This is a genomic window from Streptomyces sp. bgisy027 (assembly GCF_057710365.1).
Window position 1 is genome coordinate 13,262 of the sequence record NZ_JBYIVZ010000038.1, and the last position, 23,809, is coordinate 37,070.

General features: G+C 71.3%; 15 protein-coding genes and 2 pseudogenes. 8 read left to right on the forward strand and 9 right to left on the reverse strand.

Translation table 11 applies throughout. From position 1 onward, the window contains the following. Positions 1-265: 265 nt before the first annotated feature. Positions 266-1,164: pseudogene (locus AC3ETA_RS32495) on the forward strand (GNAT family N-acetyltransferase). 182 nt (positions 1,165-1,346) lie between these two features. Here AC3ETA_RS32495 and AC3ETA_RS32500 read toward each other — a convergent pair. Continuing rightward, a complete protein-coding gene (locus AC3ETA_RS32500) occupies positions 1,347-3,356 on the reverse strand; it encodes a spermine/spermidine synthase domain-containing protein (RefSeq protein WP_432196478.1) in 2,010 nt (669 codons plus the stop codon). A 120-nt stretch (positions 3,357-3,476) separates the two neighbouring features. Continuing rightward, complete coding sequence (locus AC3ETA_RS32505; RefSeq protein ID WP_432196479.1) at positions 3,477-4,355, reverse strand: S1 family peptidase; 879 nt, start codon at positions 4,353-4,355, stop codon at positions 3,477-3,479. Positions 4,356-4,565: 210 nt separating this feature from the next. Between AC3ETA_RS32505 and AC3ETA_RS32510 the strand changes: the two genes are divergently transcribed. Further along, positions 4,566-5,543: an MsnO8 family LLM class oxidoreductase gene (locus tag AC3ETA_RS32510; protein ID WP_432196480.1), complete on the forward strand. Its 978-nt coding sequence runs from the start codon at positions 4,566-4,568 to the stop codon at positions 5,541-5,543. Between the two features lie 46 nt (positions 5,544-5,589). Here AC3ETA_RS32510 and AC3ETA_RS32515 read toward each other — a convergent pair whose 3' ends face one another. From AC3ETA_RS32515 to AC3ETA_RS32540, 6 genes are all read right to left on the reverse strand, one after another. Then, a complete protein-coding gene (locus tag AC3ETA_RS32515) occupies positions 5,590-6,273 on the reverse strand; it encodes a TetR/AcrR family transcriptional regulator (RefSeq protein ID WP_432196481.1) in 684 nt (227 codons plus the stop codon). A gap of 62 nt (positions 6,274-6,335) precedes the next feature. Beyond that, the gene (locus tag AC3ETA_RS32520; protein WP_432196544.1) at positions 6,336-7,994 is read right to left on the reverse strand and encodes an allophanate hydrolase; all 1,659 of its coding nucleotides are present in this window, start codon (positions 7,992-7,994) and stop codon (positions 6,336-6,338) included. 5 nt (positions 7,995-7,999) lie between these two features. Next, on the reverse strand, positions 8,000-11,590 hold the full coding sequence (gene uca / locus AC3ETA_RS32525) for an urea carboxylase (protein WP_432196482.1): 3,591 nt from the start codon (positions 11,588-11,590) through the stop codon (positions 8,000-8,002). Then, on the reverse strand, positions 11,587-12,396 hold the full coding sequence (locus tag AC3ETA_RS32530; protein ID WP_432196483.1) for an urea amidolyase associated protein UAAP2: 810 nt from the start codon (positions 12,394-12,396) through the stop codon (positions 11,587-11,589). Before AC3ETA_RS32530 ends, uca begins: the two co-directional genes overlap by 4 nt. A 1-nt stretch (position 12,397) precedes the next feature. Beyond that, entirely contained in the window at positions 12,398-13,351 is a 954-nt protein-coding gene (locus tag AC3ETA_RS32535; protein WP_432196484.1) for an urea amidolyase associated protein UAAP1, read from the reverse strand. 80 nt (positions 13,352-13,431) lie between these two features. Next, positions 13,432-15,030, reverse strand: a complete 1,599-nt coding sequence (locus tag AC3ETA_RS32540; protein WP_432196485.1) for an amino acid permease — start codon at positions 15,028-15,030, stop codon at positions 13,432-13,434. 230 nt (positions 15,031-15,260) lie between these two features. On the opposite strand from AC3ETA_RS32540, the gene AC3ETA_RS32545 reads away from it, so the two are divergent. The 6 genes and pseudogenes from AC3ETA_RS32545 (at position 15,261) to AC3ETA_RS32570 (ending at position 21,417) form a co-directional block, all read left to right on the forward strand. Continuing rightward, positions 15,261-16,442, forward strand: coding sequence for a cytochrome P450 (locus AC3ETA_RS32545; protein WP_432196486.1), 1,182 nt, complete (start codon positions 15,261-15,263; stop codon positions 16,440-16,442). A 165-nt stretch (positions 16,443-16,607) separates the two neighbouring features. After that, positions 16,608-16,784: pseudogene (locus tag AC3ETA_RS32550) on the forward strand (PucR family transcriptional regulator); the annotation flags it as partial. A gap of 147 nt (positions 16,785-16,931) precedes the next feature. Beyond that, positions 16,932-17,558, forward strand: coding sequence for a hypothetical protein (locus AC3ETA_RS32555; RefSeq protein ID WP_432196487.1), 627 nt, complete (start codon positions 16,932-16,934; stop codon positions 17,556-17,558). 201 nt (positions 17,559-17,759) lie between these two features. Beyond that, positions 17,760-19,019: a low temperature requirement protein A gene (locus AC3ETA_RS32560; RefSeq protein ID WP_432196488.1), complete on the forward strand. Its 1,260-nt coding sequence runs from the start codon at positions 17,760-17,762 to the stop codon at positions 19,017-19,019. Positions 19,020-19,180: 161 nt separating this feature from the next. Next, complete coding sequence (locus tag AC3ETA_RS32565) at positions 19,181-19,972, forward strand: SAM-dependent methyltransferase (RefSeq protein ID WP_432196489.1); 792 nt, start codon at positions 19,181-19,183, stop codon at positions 19,970-19,972. Between the two features lie 260 nt (positions 19,973-20,232). Continuing rightward, on the forward strand, positions 20,233-21,417 hold the full coding sequence (locus AC3ETA_RS32570) for a beta-ketoacyl-[acyl-carrier-protein] synthase family protein (RefSeq protein ID WP_432196490.1): 1,185 nt from the start codon (positions 20,233-20,235) through the stop codon (positions 21,415-21,417). Between the two features lie 54 nt (positions 21,418-21,471). Here AC3ETA_RS32570 and AC3ETA_RS32575 read toward each other — a convergent pair whose 3' ends face one another. Continuing rightward, on the reverse strand, positions 21,472-23,634 hold the full coding sequence (locus AC3ETA_RS32575) for an ATP-binding SpoIIE family protein phosphatase (RefSeq protein ID WP_432196491.1): 2,163 nt from the start codon (positions 23,632-23,634) through the stop codon (positions 21,472-21,474). Positions 23,635-23,809: the final 175 nt, after the last annotated feature.

The window sequence follows — 23,809 nt, forward strand, 5'->3', positions numbered from 1 at the left end:
AGGCAGCGCAGGGGCGCGTCAGGGGCAATCGGGCGTCTTGGAAGGCCTCGGCGCCGCAACGCCGCTGTGGCCGGCAGCGTCACCGCCAGCGGGCCCAGTCCCACCACGCCCCCCGGGCGGTGAGGCGCAGCGGGAGCAGCACGTTCCGCTCGGCGGTGAGGTCCGCCGGGGGTGGTCCGCGACACTCATGCGGCGGTCCGCGTGCTGCCGCCGGCGACGGCGAGGGCAGTGTTCCGCCCCCGGGCTGAGTCCGGGACCATGAATCATGCTCCGGGATGACTGGCACCTCACGAACGACGTTCACGACTTCCTCGCCCGAGCCGGGGACTTCCTGCGTTCGCGACCCGCCTTGCACAACACGCCGCTCACCGACCTGGAGAAACTGCGAACACGCGGAACGGACCGAGAGGGCGCCGAAGCCACGGTCCTCGGCCGACTGGACTCAGGAGGCGAGACCCACGCCGTCTTCTACCGCACTCCCCGCGGATACCTGAGCATCACCCCTCTCTCCGCCGGGCGGACCGGTACCCTCGCCGCTCATCTGGCCGGCCTCGGGCACCGCCCCTGCGGCGTCATCGCGGACCACGACACCGCCACCGCCTTCGCCGAGACATGGCAGCGGCACACGGGCGCAGCGCTGACCCCCTTCTGGCGGACTCACCTCTACCGACTCGGCACGCTCGCCCCGCCGTGGCCGCATCCGGAGGGCCGGGGCGCGTCGCGAGCGCGCAGGACCATGAGCACATCGTGCGCTGGTGCCGCGAGTTCTGCGTCGACGTCGGCGAGCAGCCGTCGATCGACTTGATCGACGCGGGCTCCTGGGCCGACTCGCGCTTCGGCGACCGGCACTTCACGTTCTGGGACACCCCGGGCGGCATCGCCGCTTCCATGGCCGCTACGACCTCGATCGTCGCCGGCATGATCCGGGTGGACCCCGTCTACACCCCGGCCCACCTGCGGGGGCACGGCTACGCGGCCGCCGTGACGGTCGAGGTGAGCCGGGCCGCGCTGGCCGAGGGCGCGACGGACGTCGTCCTCTACACGGACCCCGCCAACCCCACGAGCAACGCCCTCTACCAGCGCCTCGGGTACGTCCGCGTCGCCGACTTCACCGGATACAGGTTCAGCTACGGCACACCACAAGCCGACTGGTCCCGTCCCTGACGCCCCTCAGTCGAAGGGCGTCAGAAGTCGCGTGTGGACAGCGCCCTGTTCGCGATGCGGGTGTCGCCGCTCCAGGACGCTGTACGGCACCGTGCCGTGCATGCCCTTGCAGGTGTCCGCGGCGAGCCGGGTGCCGGCAAGAGCCTGAACGGCGGACCCGCACAGGGCGCATGCCGCGGACGCTAGGTCTTGACGGCCACCGATTCCTTCGGCGCCGGTGTCGCCCCAGTGCCAGGCCCTCGTCCGGTGAAGCGCATGGCGATGCATGCCCCGAGATACAGCATGGCCACGATCAGCAACAGCGCCTGATAGCCCGTCACCAGGGCCAGGTACTCCAGTGCGCCCCCGGTCAGCGCGCCCAGCAGGTTCGCGCCGAATGCGGAGGTCGGGTCGGGGGCCAGTGCCAGCCGGTCGGAGAAGATGAGGTTGGCGCAGAAGATGGGCGCGAAGGCCAGCGCGATCGCTGCGGCGAGCCGACCGGCGAAGGGCAGAGAGAGGACGGACTGCACCGGGACCAGCCAGGCGACCGCCAGTGAGCCGAAGAGCAGGAGCTGGAGGAGCAGCAGGTTGACCCGTCGCAGTCTGCGTCTGACCTCGACCGCGGCGAGGACGGAGACCAGGACGCCGAAGAAGACGAGGGCGTTGACCAGCCAGGTCGTACCGAAGTAGAGGGCGAAGCCGATCACGTTCTTCGTTTCGAGCAGCATGAAGGCCGCGCCCAGGAGGAACATGTCGGTGTAGCGCAGCGTACTTCGGATGCGAACCCCGGCCATGCGCACCGAAAGCAGCGTCACCAGCAGGATTGCGCCGAGCGCGCCCAGGTAGATCGTGGGGACGGTGCGGTGCAGCAGATACGGGAAGGGGTGGTCGTCGGTCGCGGCCGCGGGGACCGGGCCGCTGGGCGTCCAGATCTGCTTGCAGGACTGGTCGCCGGGGGTCATGCCGGCCACCAGCACGGCCGCGTTGCGCTTGTACGTCGTCATGCAGGGTGCGTGGCCGTAGAGACTGTCGAGGTCGCCGGCGAAACGGTCGACCAACCAGCTCTTGCGGTAGTAGTTGTACATGGCGAACGCGCCGTCAGGCTTCAGATGGTCGCGAGCCGCCTCGAACGCCTGCCGGGTGAACAGGTAGCTCTCCAGCCGCAGATTGCTCGCGCCGGAGACGAGTGTCAGGGAGTCCGGCAGGGCCAGGACGATGAGGTCGTACTTGGCGTTCGTGCGTTCCAGGAATGCCCGTCCGTCATTGATGTACGTGTGCACTCTGGGGTCGTCGTACGGCTTGGCGGGGTGCAGTTGTGCGCCGATCTCCTGCAGACGGGGATCGATCTCTACGGCGTCCACACGCTCGGCTCCGTGCGCCAGCGCTACGGCGACGTCGTTGCCGTTGCCTGCCCCGATGACCAGGACGCGTTTGTGCGGGTTGCGGGGCGTCTGCTCGTAGGCCTGCCGATAGGGGGAGTTCTCCCGCAGCAGGACCGGCAGAGGCGCGGTGCTCTGGTGCGGGACGCCGTTGGCGGAGATGAAGTAGGTGCGGGTGGTGGCCGGCGAGGCTTCGAGCTGGATCTTGTAGTAGGGCGACCAGGTGATGCCGGCCGTGGTCGTCTCCAGGAACAGCGCGGCGGTCATCGCGGTGAGGGGGATGCCGTACAGCAGGGTGTTCCGGCGCCCGCCCAGGATCAGCAGGGCCACCGCGGCGAGTACGCCCCACACCACCGAGGGGGCGCGGAGCCACGACAGCACGGCGAAGGAGACCGAGCCGGTGATGCTGCCGAGCAGGTCGTAACGGTAGGCATCGAGCGAGGCGAGCCGGCGGAAGAGGTCGGCGGTGATTTTGCCGATCCCCGCCATGATCAGTGCGGTCAGCAGGAAGATCGCGGGCAGCGTCACCCACTGCGGCAGGCCGGTGGTCTTCACGGCGGTGAAGTAGATGACCTCACTGCTGCTCTGGCGCACCTGCACGGGGTAGGCGCGGACGAAGACGACGAGAAGCGCCAGGGGGATGGGTGTCCAGCGTTTGAGCCACTGGCCGCGAGCGGCCGGGATCAGGAATCCGATGCCGATGCCGAGGAACGACCCCAGCAGGATGAAGTTCGAGAAGTAGCTGAGGTGGACGACATTGGCGCCCGCCCATCTGATCAGCGCCAGCTCGACGAAGAGCATGGTGGCGCTGGCCAGCACCAGCCTCCAGCGCACCGAGCTTTCCGTTTGTCCGTATTTGTTCACCTTCACGAGGGTTTACGGTGTCAGTTTTGGTTCGTCGAGTCGAGGTGCCTTGCCGGTGGGCGCGCAGCAGAGGCCTGTTCGTGTGTGTCGTCAGTACACCGACACGCCGTAGGCGCTCAGTGCTTCCTGGATCGGCTGGTAGTAGGTGGTTCCTCCCGTGGTGCAGTTGCCGGAGCCGCCGGAGAGGATGCCGATGACCTTGTCACCGGCGTAGAGCGGACCGCCGCTGTCGCCCGGTTCCGCGCAGATGTTGGTCTGGATCAGACCGGTGACGATGTCGCCGCCGCCGTAGTTCACGGTGGCGTTCAACGCGGTGACCACGCCGCAGCGGACTCCGGTCGTGGCACCGCGGGTGCAGACCCGTTGGCCGACGTAGGCGGACGCGGTCCCGGTCACGTCGACCGTCCCGACGGTGCCGGGGTGCGGCACGGCCGGGTTGGCGTAACGGACGACCCCGAAGTCGTTGCCGGGGAAGCTGCTGCCCGTGGTGGGGCCGACGGCCGTGTCCATGGCGGCGCCGGTGTACCAGGTGGGCAGTCCCTCGGTGCAGTGTCCGGCGGTGACGAAGTAGTACGTGGACCCGCTGTGCACGTTGACGCCCGCCGTGCAGCGCCGGCCGCCGGCGTGGATGCCGTCGCCGCCGGACAGGAGCGTGCGCAGCCGGCCGTCGAGCCGTTCGAGGGTGAGTCCGCCGGCGAACCGGTCGGCCGCTCGCCGAAGTCGGGCGAGTTCGGTGTCCGAGACGGTCGAGTCGGCGAGGACTCGCAGCCTCCCGCTGCGTTCGTCCACGGTCCATGCCATCCCGTCGATCCCCAGCCCGGCAACGGCCGAAGCCAGGCCGGGCGCGGGAGCCGCGGCGGGTGCCGCTGTCGCGCTGGTGCCGGACACCGTGAGGGCGGCCGCCCCCAGCAAACTCAGCAGGTACGCGATGAGTTGTGAGCGGCCCTTGGTCGTACGGCGTGCTGTCATCCCGGATCTCCCCGAGTACGGTCGGTCGGTTTCGGACACGCCCCACTGGTCACCGGGCGTGCCGGGCTTGCATGCCGTGGTGCTGATGTCGTACGGGATGGGCAGCGCTCATTGTGCCCGCGCGGGTCCGGCGGGGGTAGGGCGTGTTCCCCGCTCGACGCATGGCTGGAAATCCCAACGGTCGTCGGGGAGTTGGGACATGATGATCACATGATGGCGGTACCGCTCTCCGTGCTGGAAGTCGCGCTGGTTCAGGCCGGCAGCAGGGCTGCCGACACCCTGCGGGACACGACCACGTTCGCCCAGCAGGTCGAGACCATGGGCTACCGGCGGCTGTGGTACGCCGAGCACCATCATTCGCCTGCCATCGGTGCCTTCCCGCCGGTCGTGCTGATCGCCCACGCCGCCGCGTCGACGTCGACGATCCGGTTGGGATCAGGGGGCGTTCTCGCTCCCAACCACAGTCCGATCATGCTGGCCGAGCAGTTCGGCACGCTTGCCGGGCTGCACCCGGAACGCATCGACCTCGGCATCGGACGGGGCCCCGGCACACTGGACGAGCCGACGGCGCGGGCCCTGCGACGCGGAGCGGGGCCGACCACCGACGACGAGTACCGGGGCGACGTGGCGGCCACACTGCGGTTCCTCGTGGACGAGGTCGCGCTCGACGACCTGCCCGAACCGTGGCTGCTCGCCTCCAGTGCCGCCGGTGCCGCGCTCGCCGCGGACCTCGGCCTGCCGGTCGCGATCGCCCACCACATCCGACCCGACAACACCGCCGCCGCGATCGAGGAATACCATGCCCGCTTCCGACCCTCGCGCTGGTGCGCCGGCCCGCGTGTACTCGTGTGCGTGGAGACGGTGTGCGCCCCCACGCAGCAGGACGCGGACCGGCTCGCCGGACCGATGAACGTCATCAAGGCCGGCCTGCTCCAAGGCCGCGGCGACACTCCCTTTCCCACGCCGGCCCAAGCCGCGGAACACCCCTTCACCGAGCGGGAACGTCAGGCCCTGGCCGGCTTCCTCGCCCATCAGGCGCACGGCACTCCGGATGCCGTCGTCCAGCGCCTCACCGAGATCGTCGAGGCGACGGGGGCTGAGGAGTTGATGCTCGTCACGCCCGTCCACGCATTGAAGGACCGACTGCGGTCCTACGAGCTCGTCGCGATGGCTGCTGGCCGAGCGTGACACGGGGACGGACCGGCCCCGGCGGTGTCACCGGGTTACGTGTTCGTCAAGCCAGGCCGGTCAGCAGGGCGTGTGCCTCGTCCCTTGCGGCGGCCACCGCCGGCTCGCCCAGCCCGCACAGCCGCAGACACGACGACGCGATGACGTCCGTGTCCGCCGAATCGGGATCACGGGTACGGCGTATCTGGATGACGACCTCCACCAGCTGGATCAGGAGTTCCCCGATCCGCTCGGGCTGCATGCTCCCGGAGACGCCCTCGGCCGCCGCCGCAGCGCCGAGCGCGCCGTAGCTCTGCTGGAGTTGGCCCCGGTCGGCGCGGAAGACGTCGAACCGCTCGGTCAGCACTTCCGGCAGGAGATAGAGCGTGCCGATGTTGTACGGGGTGCGGGACAGGGTGCGTACGTCCGTCGCGGCCACCGCGTAGAGCGCCGCGGCCGCGCTCGCCCGCTCCGGCACCAGTGCCTGGATGCGCTCCACCATCTCCAGGCTCGGCCGGACCGAGGTGGCCAGCAGCTCGGCGAGGATCTCGTCCTTCGTGGCGAAGTGGTAGTACAGCGAGGCCTGCCTGATACCGACCCGTTCGGCGATCATGCGGGTGCTGGTGGCGGAGATCCCGTGTTCCACGAAGAGCGCACCGGCGGCGTCGAGGATCTGTTCCCGACCGGAGGCGTTGGGGTCGGACGGCGGTGTGTGCCGGGGTCTTCCTTGGCGGGGCCGCGTCCTGGTCATGATCCCATCCTGCCACCTCGGCCAACGGCCGGTGCCGGGTTCAGCACCGGTGCCGTCTGCGGTCACGTCGAGGCCAGGTAGGCCCTCCAGCCTCCGAAGCGGGTGATGTCGGGTGCGTCCGCCACGGCGTACGGCTCGACGAGGAAGCCGCTGATCTGCCGTCCGTCGGCCAGTTCGACGGTTCCGATGGCCATCGGCGCGGGAACGGCGGCGGTCAGCGTGCCGAAGCCTGCCGCGGGCAGCCGCCACATCTCGCCCTCGACGCCTGAGGTGCCCGGGTGGCCCTCGGCGGTTCGGACCAGGCCCGGCTTGGGTGGCTGGGTGGCCAGGGCGTGCAGTCGGTAGCGGGCGGCGGTGCGGGCCGGGCCCACGAGCGTGCCGCCTGCTTGCACCAGCTGGGCGTTGAGGGGCTGTCCGGTGAGGTGGGCGCCGACCACGAACAGGTCGAGCCCGGGATCGGCGAACCGCGCGGCCAGAACCGCCAGGCTACGGTCGGAGAAGGCCGGGCCCGTGAACATCACGCCGAACGGCAGGCCGTCCACGCATCCCGCGGGGACGGCGAGCGAGGCGTGGTCCAGCAGGTTGGCGAAGTTGGTGAAGCGGCCCATCCGGGCGTTGGCACCGACCGGGTCCTGCGCCACCTCGTCGAGGGTCGGGTGCCAGGTGGTCGTCGGGGTGAGGAGCGCCGCGCAGCCGTCCAGGGCCGTACGTGCGGCGGCACCGAGGGCGGCGAGGCGGGCGGTGTCCGCGGCCCAGTCGGCGGCGGTCTTCTCCCGGCCGGCCAGCACGATGGAGGCGACGGTGGGGTCGAGGTCCGTACCGATCAGGTCGTGGTGCTTGTCGAGGTGTTCGCCCACGGCGGCGTAGCGCTCGGCCACGAACGCTCCGCCGTACAGCAGTTGGGCGGCTTCGAGGAGGGGAGCGACATCGGCCTCCACGATCTCCACGCCGGTGCCCGCCAGACGGGCGACCGCGGTGTCGAAGGCTTCGCGCCAGCCGTCGGCCATTCCCCGCAGGTGCTCCTCGGCCGGGACGGCGACTCTGGGGCGTGCGGGTGGCGGGGGCAGCTGGGTGCCGGTGCGGGAGAGCGGGTCGGCCGGGTCGGGGCCCTCGACAATCTCCGCGGCGGTGCGGGCGAGTCGCAGGTCGCGGGCGAAGACGGTCACGCAGTCGAGGGTGTAGCAGGCGGGCACCACCCCGGTCACGGGCACCAGGCCCTTGGTGGGCTTGACCCCGACGACGCCGTTGAGGGCGGCGGGCACCCGCCCGGAGCCGGCCGTGTCGGTGCCCAGTGCGATGTCGGCGATGCCCAGCGCGACCGCGACCGCGGAGCCGGACGACGACCCGCCGGAAATGCGCGCCGGATCCCAGGCGTTGCGCACCGCACCGTGGGGACTGCGGGTGCCGACCAGGCCGGTGGCGAACTGGTCCAGGTTGGTCTTCCCGAGCACCAGCGCGCCGGCCGCGCGCAGCCGTGCCACCGCGGGCGCGTCGGCGTCCGGCCGGTAGGCGTACGACGGGGCGCCGGCGGTCGTGGGCAGTCCGGCGACGTCGATGTTGTCCTTGACCGCTGCGACCAGGCCGGCGAGCGGAAGCCCCGGATCGATCCCCGCGGCCTCGGCGAGCACCTCGTGGCGGGGCCTGAGGGCGATCCAGATCTCGGGCCGGCCGACGGCCTCGATGCGGTCGTAGGCGGCCTCGACGCGTTCGGCCGGTGTCATGGCGCTCATGCCTTCACCGCCGCGAGGATCTGGCCCGGGGCGACCTGCTCTCCGGGGCTGACGTAGATCTTCAGGAGGGTCCCGGCGGCGGGGGCGCTCACTTTGGACTCCATTTTCATCGCCTCCAGAGAGAGGATCGGGTCGCCCTCGGCGACGGTGGTGCCCGGCTCCGCGACGGTCTGCCAGACGGTGGCGGTGAACGGTGCGGTGACCGCGACAGCGCCGTCCGGTACGACGACGGCGTCGGCGGCCGGAGGTTCGGGATCGTCGTTCCGGTCGAACTCGCCGGCGGCCCGCCAGCGTTCCTTCTCGGCCTCGAACGCGGCGCTCTGCCGCTGCCGGAACGCGGCGATCGAGTCGGCGTTCGCACTCAGGAAGGCGTTGTACTCGGCGATCGAGAAGGTGCCCTCCTGCGTGTCGCAGGGCCCTCGGCCGGCATCGGTCTCGGCGCGCAACTCCAGGAGTTCCTCCGCCGTGACGGGGTACCACTCGATGCGGTCGAAGAAGCGCAGGGCCCACGGGGAGTCCTGGAACAGGCCGCCCCTGCGGAACCGGTTCCAGATCTGCACGGTGCGCCCGACGAACTGGTAGCCGCCGGGGCCCTCCATGCCGTAGACGCACAGGTAGGCACCGCCGATGCCGACGGAGTTCTCCGCGGTCCAGGTGCGGGCCGGGTTGTACTTGGTGGTCACCAGGCGGTGCCGCGGGTCCAGCGGGGTCGCCACGGGGGCGCCGAGGTAGACGTCCCCGAGGCCGAGCACCAGGTACGAGGCGTCGAAGACCGTGCGGTAGACGTCGTCGGTGCTCTCCAGGCCGTTGACGCGGCGGATGAACTCGATGTTCCAGGGGCACCAAGGGGCGTCGTCGCGCACCCCGGCCATGTACCGCTCGATGGCGAGGCGGGTGGCCGGGTCGTCCCAGCTGAGCGGCAGCCGGACCGTGCGGGAGGGGACCGTCAGCTCGTTGGTGGGCGGGACCTCGTCCTCCAGTTCGCGCAGCAGGGCGGTGAGGTCACGGGCCCTCAGGCGGCGGGCGTCGGTGTGGACCTGAAGCGACCGGATGCCCGGGGTGACGTCGACGAGGCCGTCGGGCGCGTGCGCGGCCAGGGTCACCTGCAGGGCGTGCACCCGCATCCGCAGACCGAGGTCGAGTGCCATGGGGCCGTACTCGACGAGGACGTTGTCGTCGCCGTCCCGGCGGTAGGTGACCGAGGGGCGGGTATCGGTGGCTTCCAGACGGCCCAGTATGCCGTCGTCGCCGTCTCCTCCCGTGCTGATCAGCGCCGGTGAGGCGCGGCGGGCGTCGAGGGCGGCCGCCTCGGCCTCCTTGACGGGTACGAACCGGACGGTGTCGCCGGGGCGGAGCTGGCCGAGCTTCCACAGTTCGCCGCTGGCGACCACCGCGGGGCAGACGAACCCGCCTAGGGACGGCCCGTCGGGGCCCAGGACGATCGGCGTGTCGCCGGTGAAATCCAGGGCGCCGACCGCGTAGGGCGTGTCGTGGATGTTGGACGGGTGCAGTCCGGCCTCACCGCCGTCCTGGCGGGCCCAGCGCGGCTTGGGGCCGATCAGGCGGATGCCGGTGCGGGCCGAGTTGTGGTGCACCTTGTAGTCGGTCGCGCAGAGGGTGTCGATGTCCTCGCGGGTGAAGAACTCCGGTGCGGCGTGCGGGCCTTCGGTGACACCGATCTGCCAGCGCGAGGTGATCGCGGGACGGCGTCCGGGCGAGGTCGGGCCACCGGCGGCGGCCACGGACACCGCGGGACGCAGCACGTCCCCGGCGAGCAGCGCCCGGCCGCCGTGGCCGCCGAAGCCGCCGAGGGTGAACGTCGAGGCGCTGCCCAGGTATGCGGGCACGTCGATGCCGCCACTGACGGCCACATAGGTGCGCAGACCGGGGCCTTGCGCGGCGCCGAGGACCAAGGTGGCGCCGGCGGGGACCCGCACCGGCTCCCACAGAGGCACCGTGGAGCCGGCCACGGTGACGGGGGTCGGGGCCCCGGTGACGGCGACGACGGTCGCGGCGGAGAAGCGCAGGGTCAGACCGCCCGCGGTGACTTCGAGCGCGGGTGCCCCGGCCGGATTGCCGACGGCCAGGTTGGCCTCGGCGAAGGAGACCGGGTCGAAGGGGCCGCTCGGCGGCACGCCCACGTGCCAGTGGCCGAGCCGGCCGGGGAGATCCTGGACGGTGGTCATCGCTCCCGGCACCAGGACGTCGATGCGCGGTTCGGGGTCGGCGGTGGTGGCGAGCGTGCTGGTGCTGTGCACGGCCTCGCGCACCTCAGCGCGCACGGTCAGCGAGCGCAGCAGACCGAGGTTGGTGACGATGCCGTCGATCCGGCTCGCGCCCAGCGCCTCGCCCAGGACGTCGAACGCGCTGTCGCGGGTGGTGCCGTGCGCGATCACCTTCGCGAGCATGGGGTCGTAGTACGGCGAGATCTCCAGGCCGGTCTCGGCGAACCCGTCGACCCGCACACCGGGCATCGGATCGGCTCCCTGGCCCGGGAAGAGCGCCCGGGTGATCAGGCCCGAGGAGGGCAGCGAGTCCTTGCCGGGGTCCTCGGCGTAGACCCTGGCCTGCACGGCATGCCCGGTGGGCGTCCACTCCCGCTCGAACACCGGGTCGTCGACCCGGCCGTCGCGGGCCAGTTCGAGCATGAGCGCGACCAGGTCGACGCCGTACGCCTCCTCGGTCACCGGATGCTCGACCTGGAGCCGCGTGTTGACCTCCAGGAAGGCGGCCTCCTCGCGGACCGGGTCGTAGACGAACTCCACGGTCCCCGCGCCGCGGTAGCCGACCGATGCGAGCAGCCCGCGCGAGGAGTCGTGCAGCAGGGCGCGGACCCGGTCGGGCAGGGCCGGGGCAGGGGACTCCTCGATCACCTTCTGGTTGCGGCGCTGCAGCGAACAGTCGCGGTCGCCGATGACGGCGATCCGGCCGGTGCCGTCACCGAAGACCTGTACCTCGACGTGCCGGGCCGGGCGCACCAGGCGCTCCAGGAACACCCCGGCCGATCCGAAGTTGGACTCGGCGAGCGCGGCCACGCGGGCGAACGCCTCGCGCACCTCGTCCGCGGTGGCGCAGGCCTGCATACCGATGCCGCCGCCACCGCCGGTTGCCTTGACCATCACGGGCAGCCCGATCGACTCGGCCGCGGCGACGGCCTCTTCGGCGCTCGCCAGCAGTTCCGTCCCGGCCAGCAGCGGCACCCCGGCCGCCTTCGCGAGGGCGCGGGCGGTGTGCTTCTCGCCGAAGGCGGTGATCTGGTCCGCGGTCGGGCCCGCGAAACGCAGGCCGGCCTCCTCGACGGCGCGGGCGAAGGCGGCGTTCTCGGAGAGGAAGCCGTAGCCCGGGTGGATGATGCCGGCGCCGTGGCCGAGCGCCGCCTCGACGATCGCGTCGCCGCGCAGATACGACTCTCGGGCGGGCGCCGGACCGAGCCGGACGGCGTGGTCGGCCTCGCGGACGTGCGGGGCGGCCCGGTCGGCGTCGGAGAAGACGGCGACGGTGGCCAGCCCCATCCGCTTGGCCGTGCGGATGACACGGCGGGCTATCTCACCGCGGTTGGCGACGAGAACGGTGACGGGGCGGGTCACGCGGCATCCTCCGAGGTGCTCTGCGAGTCGGCGTCGTGCGAGCTCGCGGGGCTGCTCGGGTCCACGACGAGCATCCGCAGCGGGGTCGGGTTGAAGTCGTTGCACGGGTTGTTCATCTGCGGACAGTTGGACACCAGCACCAGGACGTTGGTCTCGGCGCGCACCGCGACCCGTCGGCCGGGCGCCGACATGCCGTCGACGATGCCCAGTGCGCCGTCCGCCTCGACGGGCACGTTCATGAACCAGTTGAGGTTGGAGACGAGGTCCCGCACCCCCAGTCCGTGCCGGGACGCCTCGGCGAGGAAGTTCTCGCGGCAGCCGTGATGGAACATCACATGGTGGCCGTAGCGCAGGGTGTTGGACTCCTTGCCGCAGGCGCCGCCGATGGTGTCCTGACGGTCGATCTCGTTGGCGACGACGGTCATCAGCGGGCGTCCCTCGTTGCTGCGCAGGACGGTGCCGGTGCGCACGTAGGCGTTGCCCTGCCAGGCCAGCGTGTCGGGGACGCTGTAGCGCTCCTCGGGATCGGCGGCGTCGTAGAGGAGACAGTCGGCGGACTGGTTGCCGCCGACGTCGACGATGGTCAGGACGTGCCCCCGCTCCACCACCGCCGACCAGGGCGCGTTGGGTGCCACCCTCTCGTCCAGGACGACCGTGCCCTCGACCAGGCTCGCTCCCCAGTCCAGTACGGAGCCCTCGGCGTACCCGGCACCGACCGGGACCGTGGAGGCGACGGTGCCGCCCGAAGCGGTGGGGTGGGTGTTCACGACGGTCTCGTCGGCTTCGGCGGGCTGTCCGGTCGCCATGTCACAACCCCCGGGCTTCGCAGTAGTCGACGGTGTTGAGGTACGCCCGGTGCAGTTCGGGCGTCGCGGTGAACCGCTCCTCGTGCGGACCGGTCGCGAGGCCGCGCCAGGCGTGCACACGCAGGGGTCCGACGGCGTATTCGGAGCGGGGGTCCAGGGGGTGAGCGACATTGGCGATCAGCACCAACAGGGGCATTTCCGCCACGAGTTCGACGTGCGTGCCCGGCCCCGCGCCGCCCTGCCAGGTGAGGGCACCGTCGGTCCGCACGCGTACGCCCTGGAAGAAGGACACACTCGGCGGCAGATCGCGTCGGCTCAGACCGTGCTTGGCAGCAGCTTTGACGAACAGTCCGCGGCCGGACGGGGACGGTCCCTCCGGGCGTGCGTCACCGTACTTGCGTTCGTTCCACGCGTCGGTGGTGGTGCCGCAGAAGGCGTCGTGCCGGCCGGAGGAGTCGCCGGTGACGACGGCCATGACCCGGCCGTCGCCGGACAGCAGCGGGTGGTTCACGCCCAGGTAGGCCTGCCAGGGGATCTTCAGGGTGTCGGCGACGTTGAGCCGCTCGACCGGTTCCAGGGCGTTGAAGAGCAGCAGATGGGCGCAGGCGTCACCGGTCGGGTCGTCGAAGCGCAGTCGGCTGCCGCGGGCGAGGACCTTGTGGGTGTAGCCGCCGGGCGCCACCGTCTCCGCCCACACCAGGGCGGTACGGTCCACTCCGGGCGGGCGGTACGGGCCGGCGGACGCCGGGAGGTACGGCATCCAGTCGCCGGCTCGGCCGCCCTGGGCGCGGGCGTCGTCCCGGGCGCTGTGGACGCTGTCGGTCAGGTGCAGGCCGCGGACGGTGACGGGGGCCCGCTGCGGGAGAGGGCCTCCGGTGGCCGGCTGCGTGTCGGCGTCGCCGGTGGGGGGCCGATCCTGCGGAGTGCCGGCCGTCGGCCCTTCGGTCGTCGTCATGGGAGTGCCGTCGTCCCTTCGTGGGTGTGCCTCGTGTGCGGGCGGGTGGTGCGTGGCCGGGTGACTGTGCCGGTACGCCGTCAGGCGGGCTCGGGTACGGCCTCGGCCGGCGGCTCGAGGTGGGTGTGGGGGACGTGCCTCAGCTCGATCCGGAGGTGCAGCCGGCGGGCGATGAAGTAGCCGGCGCCGATGGCGAGGCTGAGCCCGATGAAGAGCAGCGCGCTCCACTGCAACCACCAGGTGCCCTCGGTGAGGTCGTAGATCTCCGCGCGCGGCCACAGCAGGTTGACGGCCATACCGACCTGGAAGAGCACGGCGAGGGCGTTGACGAGGGTTCCCCAGCGGCCCAGTGAGAACAGCGGCCGGCCCGTCTCGTCGACGCCGTCCGGAAGCCGGTCGGTGCCCCGGTGCCGGATCCGGGCGACCAGCAGCGGCAGGGTCACGCCCAGGTACGCCAGGTAGAGCATGGCGATGCAGAGGCTGGAGAGCGCGGTGAAGATCGCCGCCTGCCGGATGTTCACGAGGAGCGCGACGGCGGCGCCCACGCCCACGACGATCGAGGTGATGATCGGCGTGCCGGTGCGGGCCGAGACCTTCCCGAGATACCGGTGGAAGGGCAGGGCTCCCTCGCGGGCCATGGAGTAGATCATGCGTGCGCCGGAGGTCTGCACGGCGAGGGTGCAGGCGAACACCGCGACGGCGACGCAGCACAGCAGCAGTCGCCCGAGGACGTCTCCGAGCCGGTCGGTGAGCACCCAGGAGAGGCCGCCGGCCGCCAGGTTGCCGTCGGTCAGGCTCCTCGCGGCCAGCAACCCCGAGAGGATCAGCAGCGCACCGCCGATGCCCGAGATGATCAGCGCCCGCAGGATGGTCCGGGGTGTGGTCCGGCGCGGGCTGTGCGTCTCCTCTGCCAGCTCGCCGGCCGAGTCGAAGCCGACCATGACGTAGGCCGCCATCAGGGAAGAGGCGAGGAAGGCCCCGAGGTAGCTCCCCTCGCCGGCCCAGCCGGTGTTGTGGGCCACCACCTGCGGGCCCCGCTCGGGCAGGAAGAACAGCACCAGGACCAGCATGATGACGCCGACGATCTCGATCGTGACGCCGATGCTGGTGGCGGCCGCCATCTGACGGATGCCGAGGATGTTCACGACGGTGGTGATCACCAACAGGACGCACCCCAGAAGGACCGCGTTCCGCGCGCCGGTCGGGGAGGCGACCGATGGGTCCGCGCCCGGTCCGCCGACGAACTGGAAGCCGGACCAGATGCCGGGCAGCACCGCCTGCGCGGCGATCGCGGCTGCCGCGACGGTGAGGATCTGCCCGATGATCATGATCCAGCCGGTGAACCAGCCGACCGTGGTCCCGGCCAGTCGGCTCGACCACTGGTAGATCGCCCCGGAGATGGGCCAGCGCGCGGCCAGTTCGGCGAAGCAGAGCGCGACCAGCAGCTGACCGACGAAGACCAGCGGCCAGGTCCAGAAGAACGCGGCCCCGCCGAGGCCGAAGCCGAGTCCGAAGAGCTGGAAGACGGTGGTGAGGATCGACACGAAGGAGAACCCCGCGGCGAACGACGCGAAGCCGCCCATCCCGCGGCGCAGTTCCTGGTGGTAGCCGACGGGAGCGGCGCCGGTGGCGACGCCGTCGACGGGATGTGACACAGGGGTGAGCTCAGATCGGTTCATCACCGCACCTCCGAACGAGGGTTACCTATCGAGTGACAGGTATTGCGATGGTGAGGTGGAGCGGTCTCACGACCGAGTCACGGGCGTTAACGTCGTGTAACCGGGCCCTCTCATGGGGGACTTGCCGGATCGGCCGCAGCAGCTCGCCGCCGCCCGCTCTCCGGCCACCCCTCAGCGAGATTGTTAGCCTTGGCCATGATCGGTTTCCCAGCGCATGGCCGAGGTGTGCGATGAGCAAGGCCCGCTCCTTCCCGCTGGGCGCCGCGACCACCCTCGACGAACTCGCCCGGGATCCGCATGCGCGGCTGGCGCAACTGCGTGCCCATGAGCCCGTGTCCTGGCTGCCCGAGCTGGACGGCTGGCTGGTGACCCGTCGCGACCTCGCGATGAACGTGATGCGCGACGCCGCGACCTTCACCGTCGACGACCCCCGGTTCTCCACCGCACAGGTCGTCGGGCCGAGCATGCTGTCCCTGGACGGTGAGCGGCACGCCCGTCATCGTGAGCCCTTCGCCGCGCCGTTCCGCCCCCGGGCGGTGCACGACGGCTTCTCCTCGTTCATCGAGCGGGAGGTCGATCGGCTCATCAGCGCACTGGAACCCGCCGGCGCCGCCGATCTGCGGCGTGCCTTCGCCGGACCGCTCGCGGTCGCCGTCGTGACCGAGGCGCTCGGGCTGGTCGGCACCACCGCGGACACGGTGCTGAGCTGGTACGACGCCATCGTGCGGTCGGTCTCGGACATAACCGCGGGACGGGCGCCGGGGTCTGACGGCGACGTGGCGTACGCGCGGCTGCGAGCCGCCGTCGACGACACCGTCGCCTCCCGGGGCACGTCGTCGCTCCTCGGCTCCGCCGCCGGGCGGCTGACGGAGCCCGAAGTGGCCTCCAACGCGGCGGTCCTGATGTTCGGCGGCATCGAGACCGTCGAGGCGATGGTCACCAACGCGCTGCTGCACCTGTTGCGGGACCCCGTCCAACTGGCCCTCGTCCGAGCCGACGCAGACCTGCTGGACGGTGCGATCGAGGAATCGCTGCGCCTCGAACCCGGAGCGGCGGTCGTGGACCGCTACGCCACGCGCGACACGGTGCTCGGCCCGGCCGGGATCGGTCAGGGTGAACTGGTCACCGTCTCCCTCGCGGGAGCCAACCGCGACCCGGCCGTCTTCCCGGACCCCGACCGGTTCGACATCCGCCGCGAGAACGCTCGCCTCCAACTGGCCTTCGCGCAGGGCCCGCACCACTGCATCGCCGCGCACCTGGCCCGCCTGGAGACACGCATCGCCCTCCGGCGCCTCCTCGAACGCCTCCCCGCCCTGCGCCTCGACCCCGAACGGCCCACAGCCCCGTACGGCTTGGTCTTCCGCAAGCCTCCCGCCCTGCGCGTGCTGTGGGACCCGCCGACCGGCCGCTGACAGTCACCGGCGCCCGCACGGCCGTCGGCGTCGGACGACCGCCTCGCCCAGGGCCTCGTCGGGCTTGCCGGTGTCCTGCTGGACCGGGCCCTTGAAGCCGTCGTCGGTGAAGGTCGGCATGCCGCGGTCGGTGTGTGGATGACGACGATCTCATGGGCCCGGTGATGCGTGGCCGCCGAAACCGCCCGCCGGCCGGCACCGGGCGTGCGCGCCCTCACCTGCCGCCTGGACCGCATCCACACCCTCACCGGCACGAACCCCGCCGACCCCGCGCACTGCCACACCCTCCAGACCGCGGTCGTCGGCGCCCGCCTGCTCGACCGGCCCGGAAGACCCTGGTGACCGTAGCCGCGTCGGCGGCCCAACAGGTCCCGCGAAAGGGGCCGTTCAGCCCTACGGGTGCGGACCATCGGCATCGGCCCGTGGGGTGCCCGAAGCCGCGACAGTGATTGCGTCAACAACGGAATCCGCTGCGAAGGGAACATCATCATGGCTGTGCACGAGCATCCTCACCGGCGCGCGGGGTTCCAACTGCCCTCGTTCCGCAGGTCGCGTCCCGAGTCGGCCGACGGCACCGCCCAGGAAGTCGCGGTGACCGCCTCGGCGGCGGCCTACGCGCTGGCATCCCTGCGTCTGCTCACCGGGTTCGTCTTCCTGTGGGCGTTCCTGGACAAGACCTTCGGCCTCGGTTACGCCACCCCGTCCGGCAAGGGCTGGATCGACGGCGGCTCGCCCACCAAGGGCTTCCTCGGCGGGGTCGCGGCGGGGCCGATGGAGTCGACCTTCCACGACTGGGCCGGCGCCGCGTGGGCGGACTGGCTGTTCATGCTGGGCCTGCTGGGCGTCGGTCTGGCGCTGATCCTCGGCATCGGGCTGCGACTGGCCGCCATCGCAGGCACGTTGATGATGGCGCTGATGTGGATCGCCGAGTGGCCGCCCGCCAAGCACCTGTCCGACGGTTCGCCCAGCATGTCGACCAACCCGTTCGCCGACTACCACCTCGTCTACGCCGGCGTCCTGATCGCCCTCGCGGCCGCGGGCGCGGGAGCGGTGTGGGGGCTGGGCCGGGCGTGGGCCCGCCTGCCGTTCGTGAGCCGCAACCCCTGGCTGCGGTGAACTCGTCGGCCGCTGGTCCCCGGCCGTGCCCGGCCGGGGACCAGCGGCCCGCGCCGGCTCCTGGACACGAACCTCACTGCTCCGCCTTGCCGAATCACCGACAGCTGTTCGACATACTGCGGCGTGCCCGCCGTTGCCGCGGGAGAGCAGCCGTCACCATCGCTTCGCCACACGTTCGGCCGCGCCACACAGGAGCCTCATATGTCCGACAGTGCCCCCGAGCCCCGTCCCGCCGGCGCAGAGGCGGTCCCGCTGGGCGCCGGCACCCGCCGCTGGCTCTTCCGCCCGCCGCGGCGCCACGGCGAGGCCGACACCGGTCGCAGCGTCAGCTTCCTGGAGCTCTTCTACGACCTCGTCTACGTCGTCCTGATCGGCGAGGCGGCCCACACCCTCGCGGAGGACATCTCCTGGCGGGGCACGGCGACCTTCGCCGTCGTCTTCGGACTGATCTGGATCGCCTGGCTGAACGGCACACTCTTCTACGAACTGCACGGCCGCGAGGACGGCCACACCCGTTCGCTGATCTTCGTGCAGATGCTGCTGCTGTCCCTCATGGCCGTCTACGTCGGCCACGCCGACGGCGACGACGGCCGGACCCTGGCGGCCCTCTACGCACTGCTGCTGGCCCTGCTGAGCTACCAGTGGTACTCCGTGTACCGGCAGGACCGACCGGAACTGCGCAAGACGCCCCGGCGCTATCTGATCGTCATGGTCGTGGGCATCATCGTGATCGTGGCCTCGGTACCGCTGTCGGCCGACGCCCGCCTCGCCGTCTGGGCGGCGTTCGTCGTCGGGTGGTGCGGCGTGGAGTGCGTCATCCTCATCTTCTGGCGCAGGACGCCGAGTTATGACGTCGTCACCGAAACCATGGTCGAGCGCTTCGGACTGTTCATCATCATCGTGCTCGGCGAAGTCGTCATCGGTGTCGTGAACGGCCTCACCGACACCGAACGCAGCGCACTCGTCACGACCACGGGGCTGCTCGGGCTCGCCGTCGGCTTCGGCTTCTGGTGGAACTACGCCGACCTGGTGTCCCGGCGCCTGCCGCGCGAGAGCGGCCACTCACTGGCGACATGGATCTTCACGCACCTGCCGCTGACCATGGCCGTGGCGGCGGCCGGCGCGGGCATGGTCGGGCTGGTGGAGCACGCCACCGACCACCGGTCGCCGGTCGCCGTGAGCTGGCTGATGGGCGGGTCCGTGGCGGTCATGCTGATCACCACCGTGGTGCTGCTGCCCACCTTGGCGGACTACGACCGCTTCCCCGCCGCCTACAAGTCGGTGCAGACCGTGCTCGTCTTCGCGGCGGTCGTCGCCCTCCTCGTCGGCTGGTCCCGCCCCGCCCCCTGGCTCCTCGCGCTCGCCCTGCTGCTCGTCCTCTTCGCCACCTGGGCCTTCGCGTTTGTGCGATGGCTGAGGCAGGGCTCCCTGATCAACGAGATCCCGGCCGGGCCGAGCTGAGCGGCCCGGCAACCGGGACGGGCGGATCCGGGGCGGCCGGCGACCCTCGACCGAGCGGGCCGGGCCGCTCAAGTCGGCCCGCGTGCAAGGGAGATGAGACCGCATGAGTATGATCATGAAGAATCTCGGTCCGCACCTCTCAGCCGCGCGATGGAGCTGCAATGACGACCAACTCACAGCCGTCCCGGCCGGTCGACACCAGCAGGGCGCACCCCGCGCGGGTCTACGACTGGCTGCTCGGCGGCAAGGACAACTACCCGGTCGACGAGGCCGTCGGTGAGATGCTGCCGCCCGAGGCGAGGGACGCCGCCCGGCAGAACCGTCAGTTCATGCACCGGGCGGCCGCGTGGCTCGCCACGCAGGGCGTCGATCAGTTCCTGGACATAGGCACCGGAATTCCGACCGAGCCGAATCTCCATCAGATCGTGCAGAACGTCGTGCCGTCGGCCAAGGTGGTGTACGCCGACAACGACCCGATCGTCCTGCGGCACGCCGAGGCGCTGCTCGTCAGCCGTCCCGGGGGAGTGACCGACTACATCCAGGCCGATGTGCGCGACCCGGAAGCGATCGTCCAGCATGCCCGGCGCGTCCTGGAGTTCGACCGCCCCGTCGCGCTGTCGCTCATCGCGCTGATGCACTTCATCACCGACGAGCAGGACGCCCACGGCATCGTCCGCGCCCTGGTCGACACGCTGCCGCCGGGCAGCGGTCTGATCCTGTCGCACGCCGCGTCCGACCTGTTTCCGGAACTCGCCGAACTGGTGGTCGCCCAGTACGCCAAGGGCGGTATCCAGCTCGCCTTTCGCCCCCGCGGAGAAGTGGAGCGCTTCTTCGACGGCCTGGACCTCGTGCCACCCGGCCTGGTGACGGCGACCGACTGGCTCACCTCCACCCCGGCCACGGAGCCGGAGGCCAGCGGCATCTACGCGGGAGTGGCTCGCATCCGCCCCTGAACCGTGGACTGACGGTGTGCCAGGCGAGTGGGGCAGCCCGTCATGCCCTCATGCAGCACTGTGCGCCGTGTCACGCACGCCAAACGTGATCCAAGTTGCCCAGGTCACAGCGTAAATGTCCATTTAGCGTCCATGCTCGAAACGGACTCAGCAGCCCGAAGTAGAGCGCACAGGCATCGACTTGGATGCATCGTGCCGAAGTGATCCATGACACAGCGGTCGTGCCGTTCTGCCTCGCTCCCCTCAGAAAGGTGCAAACCATGGCCGCTTTCCTCTGCCCGCCTGCCGTGATACACGGCGAGCACACCGTCAAGACCAGCCAGATCGTGGAGGAAGTGCGCGGTCGGCACCCGGACGCGGCATGGGCGCCGCGGATCGACGGCATCGCTGCGAGCACCGGCATCGAAAACCGCGGGTGGATGCTGCCGCTTGAGACCGCAGTCGCGCCCGGCAAGGGCAACGGCCTGCCCGCCGCCGGTGTCGGACCGGCCCGAGAGGCGCTGGCCGGCGACGGGTTCACCGAGCAGGACGTGGATCGTGTGATCGCCGCCCTCGAGTCGATACCCGCGCCGCAGACCGTCCAGGAACGCACCGCGCCGGCCTGGGAGGCCGTGCAGTCCTACGGGGAGCGCGCGGCGCGCGGGGCCCTCCAGATCGCCGGGCTCGACGCCGCGGACGTCGACTGCGTGATCACCAGCAATTCCACCACTCCGGCACTGCCGGGTCTGGATGTCGCCCTGGCCAACAGGCTCGGGCTCCGCAGCGACGTGATGCTGCTGCCGGCCACGCAGTGGGCCTGCATCGCCGGGACCCGTTCCCTGGCGCTGGCGGCGGACCTCGTGGCCGCGGACCCCGACCGGGTGGTCCTGGTCGTGATCGCGGAGGCGCTGAGCACCACGTACCAGCCCGCGGACGACACCCTGGAGTCCTTGATCGTCCGGCTGCTGTTCGCGGACACCGCGGTCGCCGCCGTGGTCACGGGCCGCCCGCGGGCCGAGTCGGTGCTTCGACTGGACGCCGCCTGGAACCACACCCTGCCCGGCACTCAGGACCTGCACCGTCTGGAGACCCGGGAGGACGGCACCCACTTCGTGATGGACCGGCGCGGGCCGCGCGCCGTGCAGGAGACGGTCACCGCCATGTGGGACTGGCTGGGCGCCCGGTACCAGGACGACCCCGACTCCTGGCACCCCGACGTCCTGCTCGCGCACCCCGGCGGGACGCGAGTGCTGGAGTACATGGAGCAGACGATGCCCGACGGCTGGCCCTCGGGACTGCTGGACCACAGCCGGGACAGCTACACCACCGGCAACCGCGGGGGCGCCGCAGTGTTCGACATCATGCGCAGGGCGCACGACGCCGGGCAGAAGCCGGGCAGCCGTGCCGTCCTGTACGCGGCGGCCCCGGGCCTCACGGCGACCGCGCTGGAAGGGCAGTGGCTGTAGAGCGAACCCGCGCATACCGCACAAAGGGTCACCGCCGTCCCACCCGCAGCCGCGTCACTTGGCGATCGAAGCCCAGACCACCTTGCCGGTGTCGGTCCACCGCACCCCCCACCGGGTGGTGAGTCCGTGTACGACGTGCAGGCCGCGACCGGCGTCGTCGAGGAGCTCGTTGCGGCCGAGCCGGGGCCTGCCGTTGCCGGTGTCGCCCACCTCGCACAGCAGCCCGTTACCCGTCCGGATCAACCGCAGGGTGATGGGTCCTCGGGCGAACCGGACCGCGTTGGCGACCAGCTCGCTGACCACCAGCAGCACGCTGTCCCGGGTGTCCTCCCTGGAGCACCACCGCCCCAGCAGCCCGGAGACCAGCGTGCGGGCCTGGGCTGCCGCATCACCGCGGGCCGGCAGCCGCCAGGTCGCGGTGTCCCCCTTGCGGTAGCCGATCATGCGCGCCAGCAGCAGGGTCACGTCGTCGCGCCTGCTCGCGGGCGCCAGTTCGGAGACCACGCGCCGCGCCGCCTCCGGCAGGGCGTCCCAGGGGTGCACCTTGGACACGGCGTCCGCCAGCCTGCCGATGCCCTCGTCGATCGACAGCGCGGGATCCTCCACCAGGCCGTCGGTGTAGAGGGCGAGCAGCGAGCCCGGGGGCGCGGCGAAGGCGTGCACGTCGAAGGGCTCCCGCAGCGCGAACTCGGCGCCCAGCCCGGGGTGGGGCCGTGCCGCGACCGGACCACCGAGCCCGTCCGGGAGCATCAGGACCGGGGGAAGGTGGCCGGCGCTGGACAGCGTCACGCGATGGCTGACCGGGTCGTAGACGGCGATGCAGCAGGTCGACCCGAGGGCGCTGTAACCGGCGGCCAGCCCGGACTCCGCGTCGTCCAGCAGCGACACGGTCTCGTCCAGGTGCTCCAGCACCTCGTCGGGCGCCAGCCCCGCGGACAGCAGCGCGCGGGCCTCCATGCTCAGCTGCCCCATGGTCGCCGCGGCGCCCAGGCCGTGCCCGACGACGTCACCGACCACCAGCGCCGTACGGCCGTCCGGCAGCGGGAAGCTGTTCACCCAGTCACCGCCGACGCCCGCGCTGTCCGGGGTGGCGGGCTGGTAGATGCTCGCGGTCTCGATGGTGTCGCCGCTGGAGCGCGGCAGCAGTCGGCGCTGCAGTGCCAGGACCTGTGTGTGCTCGCGCTGGTGCTGACGGGCCAGGTCCACGTGATGAGAGGTCCTGGCCACCAGTTCCTGAAGGTCGAGCAGCTCGCTGTCGTCGAAGGGGCGGCCCGCCCGCCGCCAGACCTCCGCCACACCCAGCACGACCGGCGGCGCACCGTTGAGGACCAGCGGTACGTATGCCACGCCCGCCGCTCGGTCACCGGGGACCAGGGCATGTATCAGCCGCTCACTGCCGAGCACCCGCTCGATCGCCGCCCGGTCGGGCAGGACGATGGCCTGGGCGGCATCGTCACGCCGGATCGCCTGCGAGAGCAGGCGACTCGCATCGCTGGGAAGATCGTCGCCCGGGGTGACGTAGCCGTCGGGCCAGGCCCGGTCCGGTACCAGGGCCGCTCGCCGCAGCCGGATGCGCCGCTGCGGCTGCTCGGTGACCACTTCGCCCGTCCACACGGCGAGATCGAGGTCGATGGCGGCCACGTCTCCCCAGGCCAGCAGGGACTCCGCCAGCGACTGTGCGGTTTCGCCGATGTCCAGCGATGTGCCGATCGCGGTCTCGGCGGCGTACAGGTGCAGCCTCCTGGCCATGGCGATCAGGGTGACCGTCAGCCCCTCCTGCGGTGCCGCGGCGGCCAGGATGCTCATGGAGACCACCAGCTCCGATCCGTCACTGCGGCGCAGGCGCTGGACCCGGGCGACGTGCGGCTCACCCGTCTCGAGTACCTGCCGCAAACGCCTGGTGACTGTCGGTACGTCCCAGGGAGGCAGAAGATCGACGAAAGGGCTCCCGGTCACGGCCTCCACCCCCGCGAAAACGGGGGGGTCGAGATTGGAGCGGGTGATTCTCAGATCCCGGTCGAGGCCGACCGCGCCGAGGATCTGCTCCTGGCGGCCGGGCGTCGGATTCGAGGGTTTGTGCGGGTGGGCGGCGCTGTCCCCCTGCGTGTCGGCAGAGCCGGCGGCCGCTGCCGCCGCGCCGCGCGGGATGTATTGCCCCAGAGCCCTGCTGACCATGTCGAATGGCGAGGCAGACGAGGGGGAGGGGGTGGAGTCCATGCGGCTCTCTCAGCTCGCTCGCCAACCCCGGCACAGCGCCGGGGCCGTAACGGAACCCCGGCGACAGGGTCCCGAGATTCCTGACCGCACACTTCATTCAATAACACCCCGGGCTGCTTCGCCTACATCAGCAGATCACGCACTGTGCACGGAAAGTGATGAAGGTGGCGCTCGG

Bases quoted from the DNA above. Each gene is read 5' to 3' on its own strand.
- AC3ETA_RS32505 (WP_432196479.1), bottom strand. From the start codon at position 4,355: ATGACAGCACGCCGTACGACCAAGGGCCGCTCACAACTCATCGCGTAC.
- AC3ETA_RS32530 (WP_432196483.1), bottom strand. From the start codon at position 12,396: ATGGCGACCGGACAGCCCGCCGAAGCCGACGAGACCGTCGTGAACACC.
- AC3ETA_RS32515 (WP_432196481.1), bottom strand. From the start codon at position 6,273: ATGACCAGGACGCGGCCCCGCCAAGGAAGACCCCGGCACACACCGCCG.
- AC3ETA_RS32540 (WP_432196485.1), bottom strand. From the start codon at position 15,030: ATGAACCGATCTGAGCTCACCCCTGTGTCACATCCCGTCGACGGCGTC.
- AC3ETA_RS32560 (WP_432196488.1), top strand. From the start codon at position 17,760: ATGTCCGACAGTGCCCCCGAGCCCCGTCCCGCCGGCGCAGAGGCGGTC.
- AC3ETA_RS32575 (WP_432196491.1), bottom strand. From the start codon at position 23,634: ATGGACTCCACCCCCTCCCCCTCGTCTGCCTCGCCATTCGACATGGTC.
- AC3ETA_RS32510 (WP_432196480.1), top strand. From the start codon at position 4,566: ATGATGGCGGTACCGCTCTCCGTGCTGGAAGTCGCGCTGGTTCAGGCC.
- AC3ETA_RS32565 (WP_432196489.1), top strand. From the start codon at position 19,181: ATGACGACCAACTCACAGCCGTCCCGGCCGGTCGACACCAGCAGGGCG.
- AC3ETA_RS32545 (WP_432196486.1), top strand. From the start codon at position 15,261: ATGAGCAAGGCCCGCTCCTTCCCGCTGGGCGCCGCGACCACCCTCGAC.
- AC3ETA_RS32555 (WP_432196487.1), top strand. From the start codon at position 16,932: ATGGCTGTGCACGAGCATCCTCACCGGCGCGCGGGGTTCCAACTGCCC.
- AC3ETA_RS32535 (WP_432196484.1), bottom strand. From the start codon at position 13,351: ATGACGACGACCGAAGGGCCGACGGCCGGCACTCCGCAGGATCGGCCC.
- AC3ETA_RS32570 (WP_432196490.1), top strand. From the start codon at position 20,233: ATGGCCGCTTTCCTCTGCCCGCCTGCCGTGATACACGGCGAGCACACC.
- AC3ETA_RS32520 (WP_432196544.1), bottom strand. From the start codon at position 7,994: ATGACACCGGCCGAACGCGTCGAGGCCGCCTACGACCGCATCGAGGCC.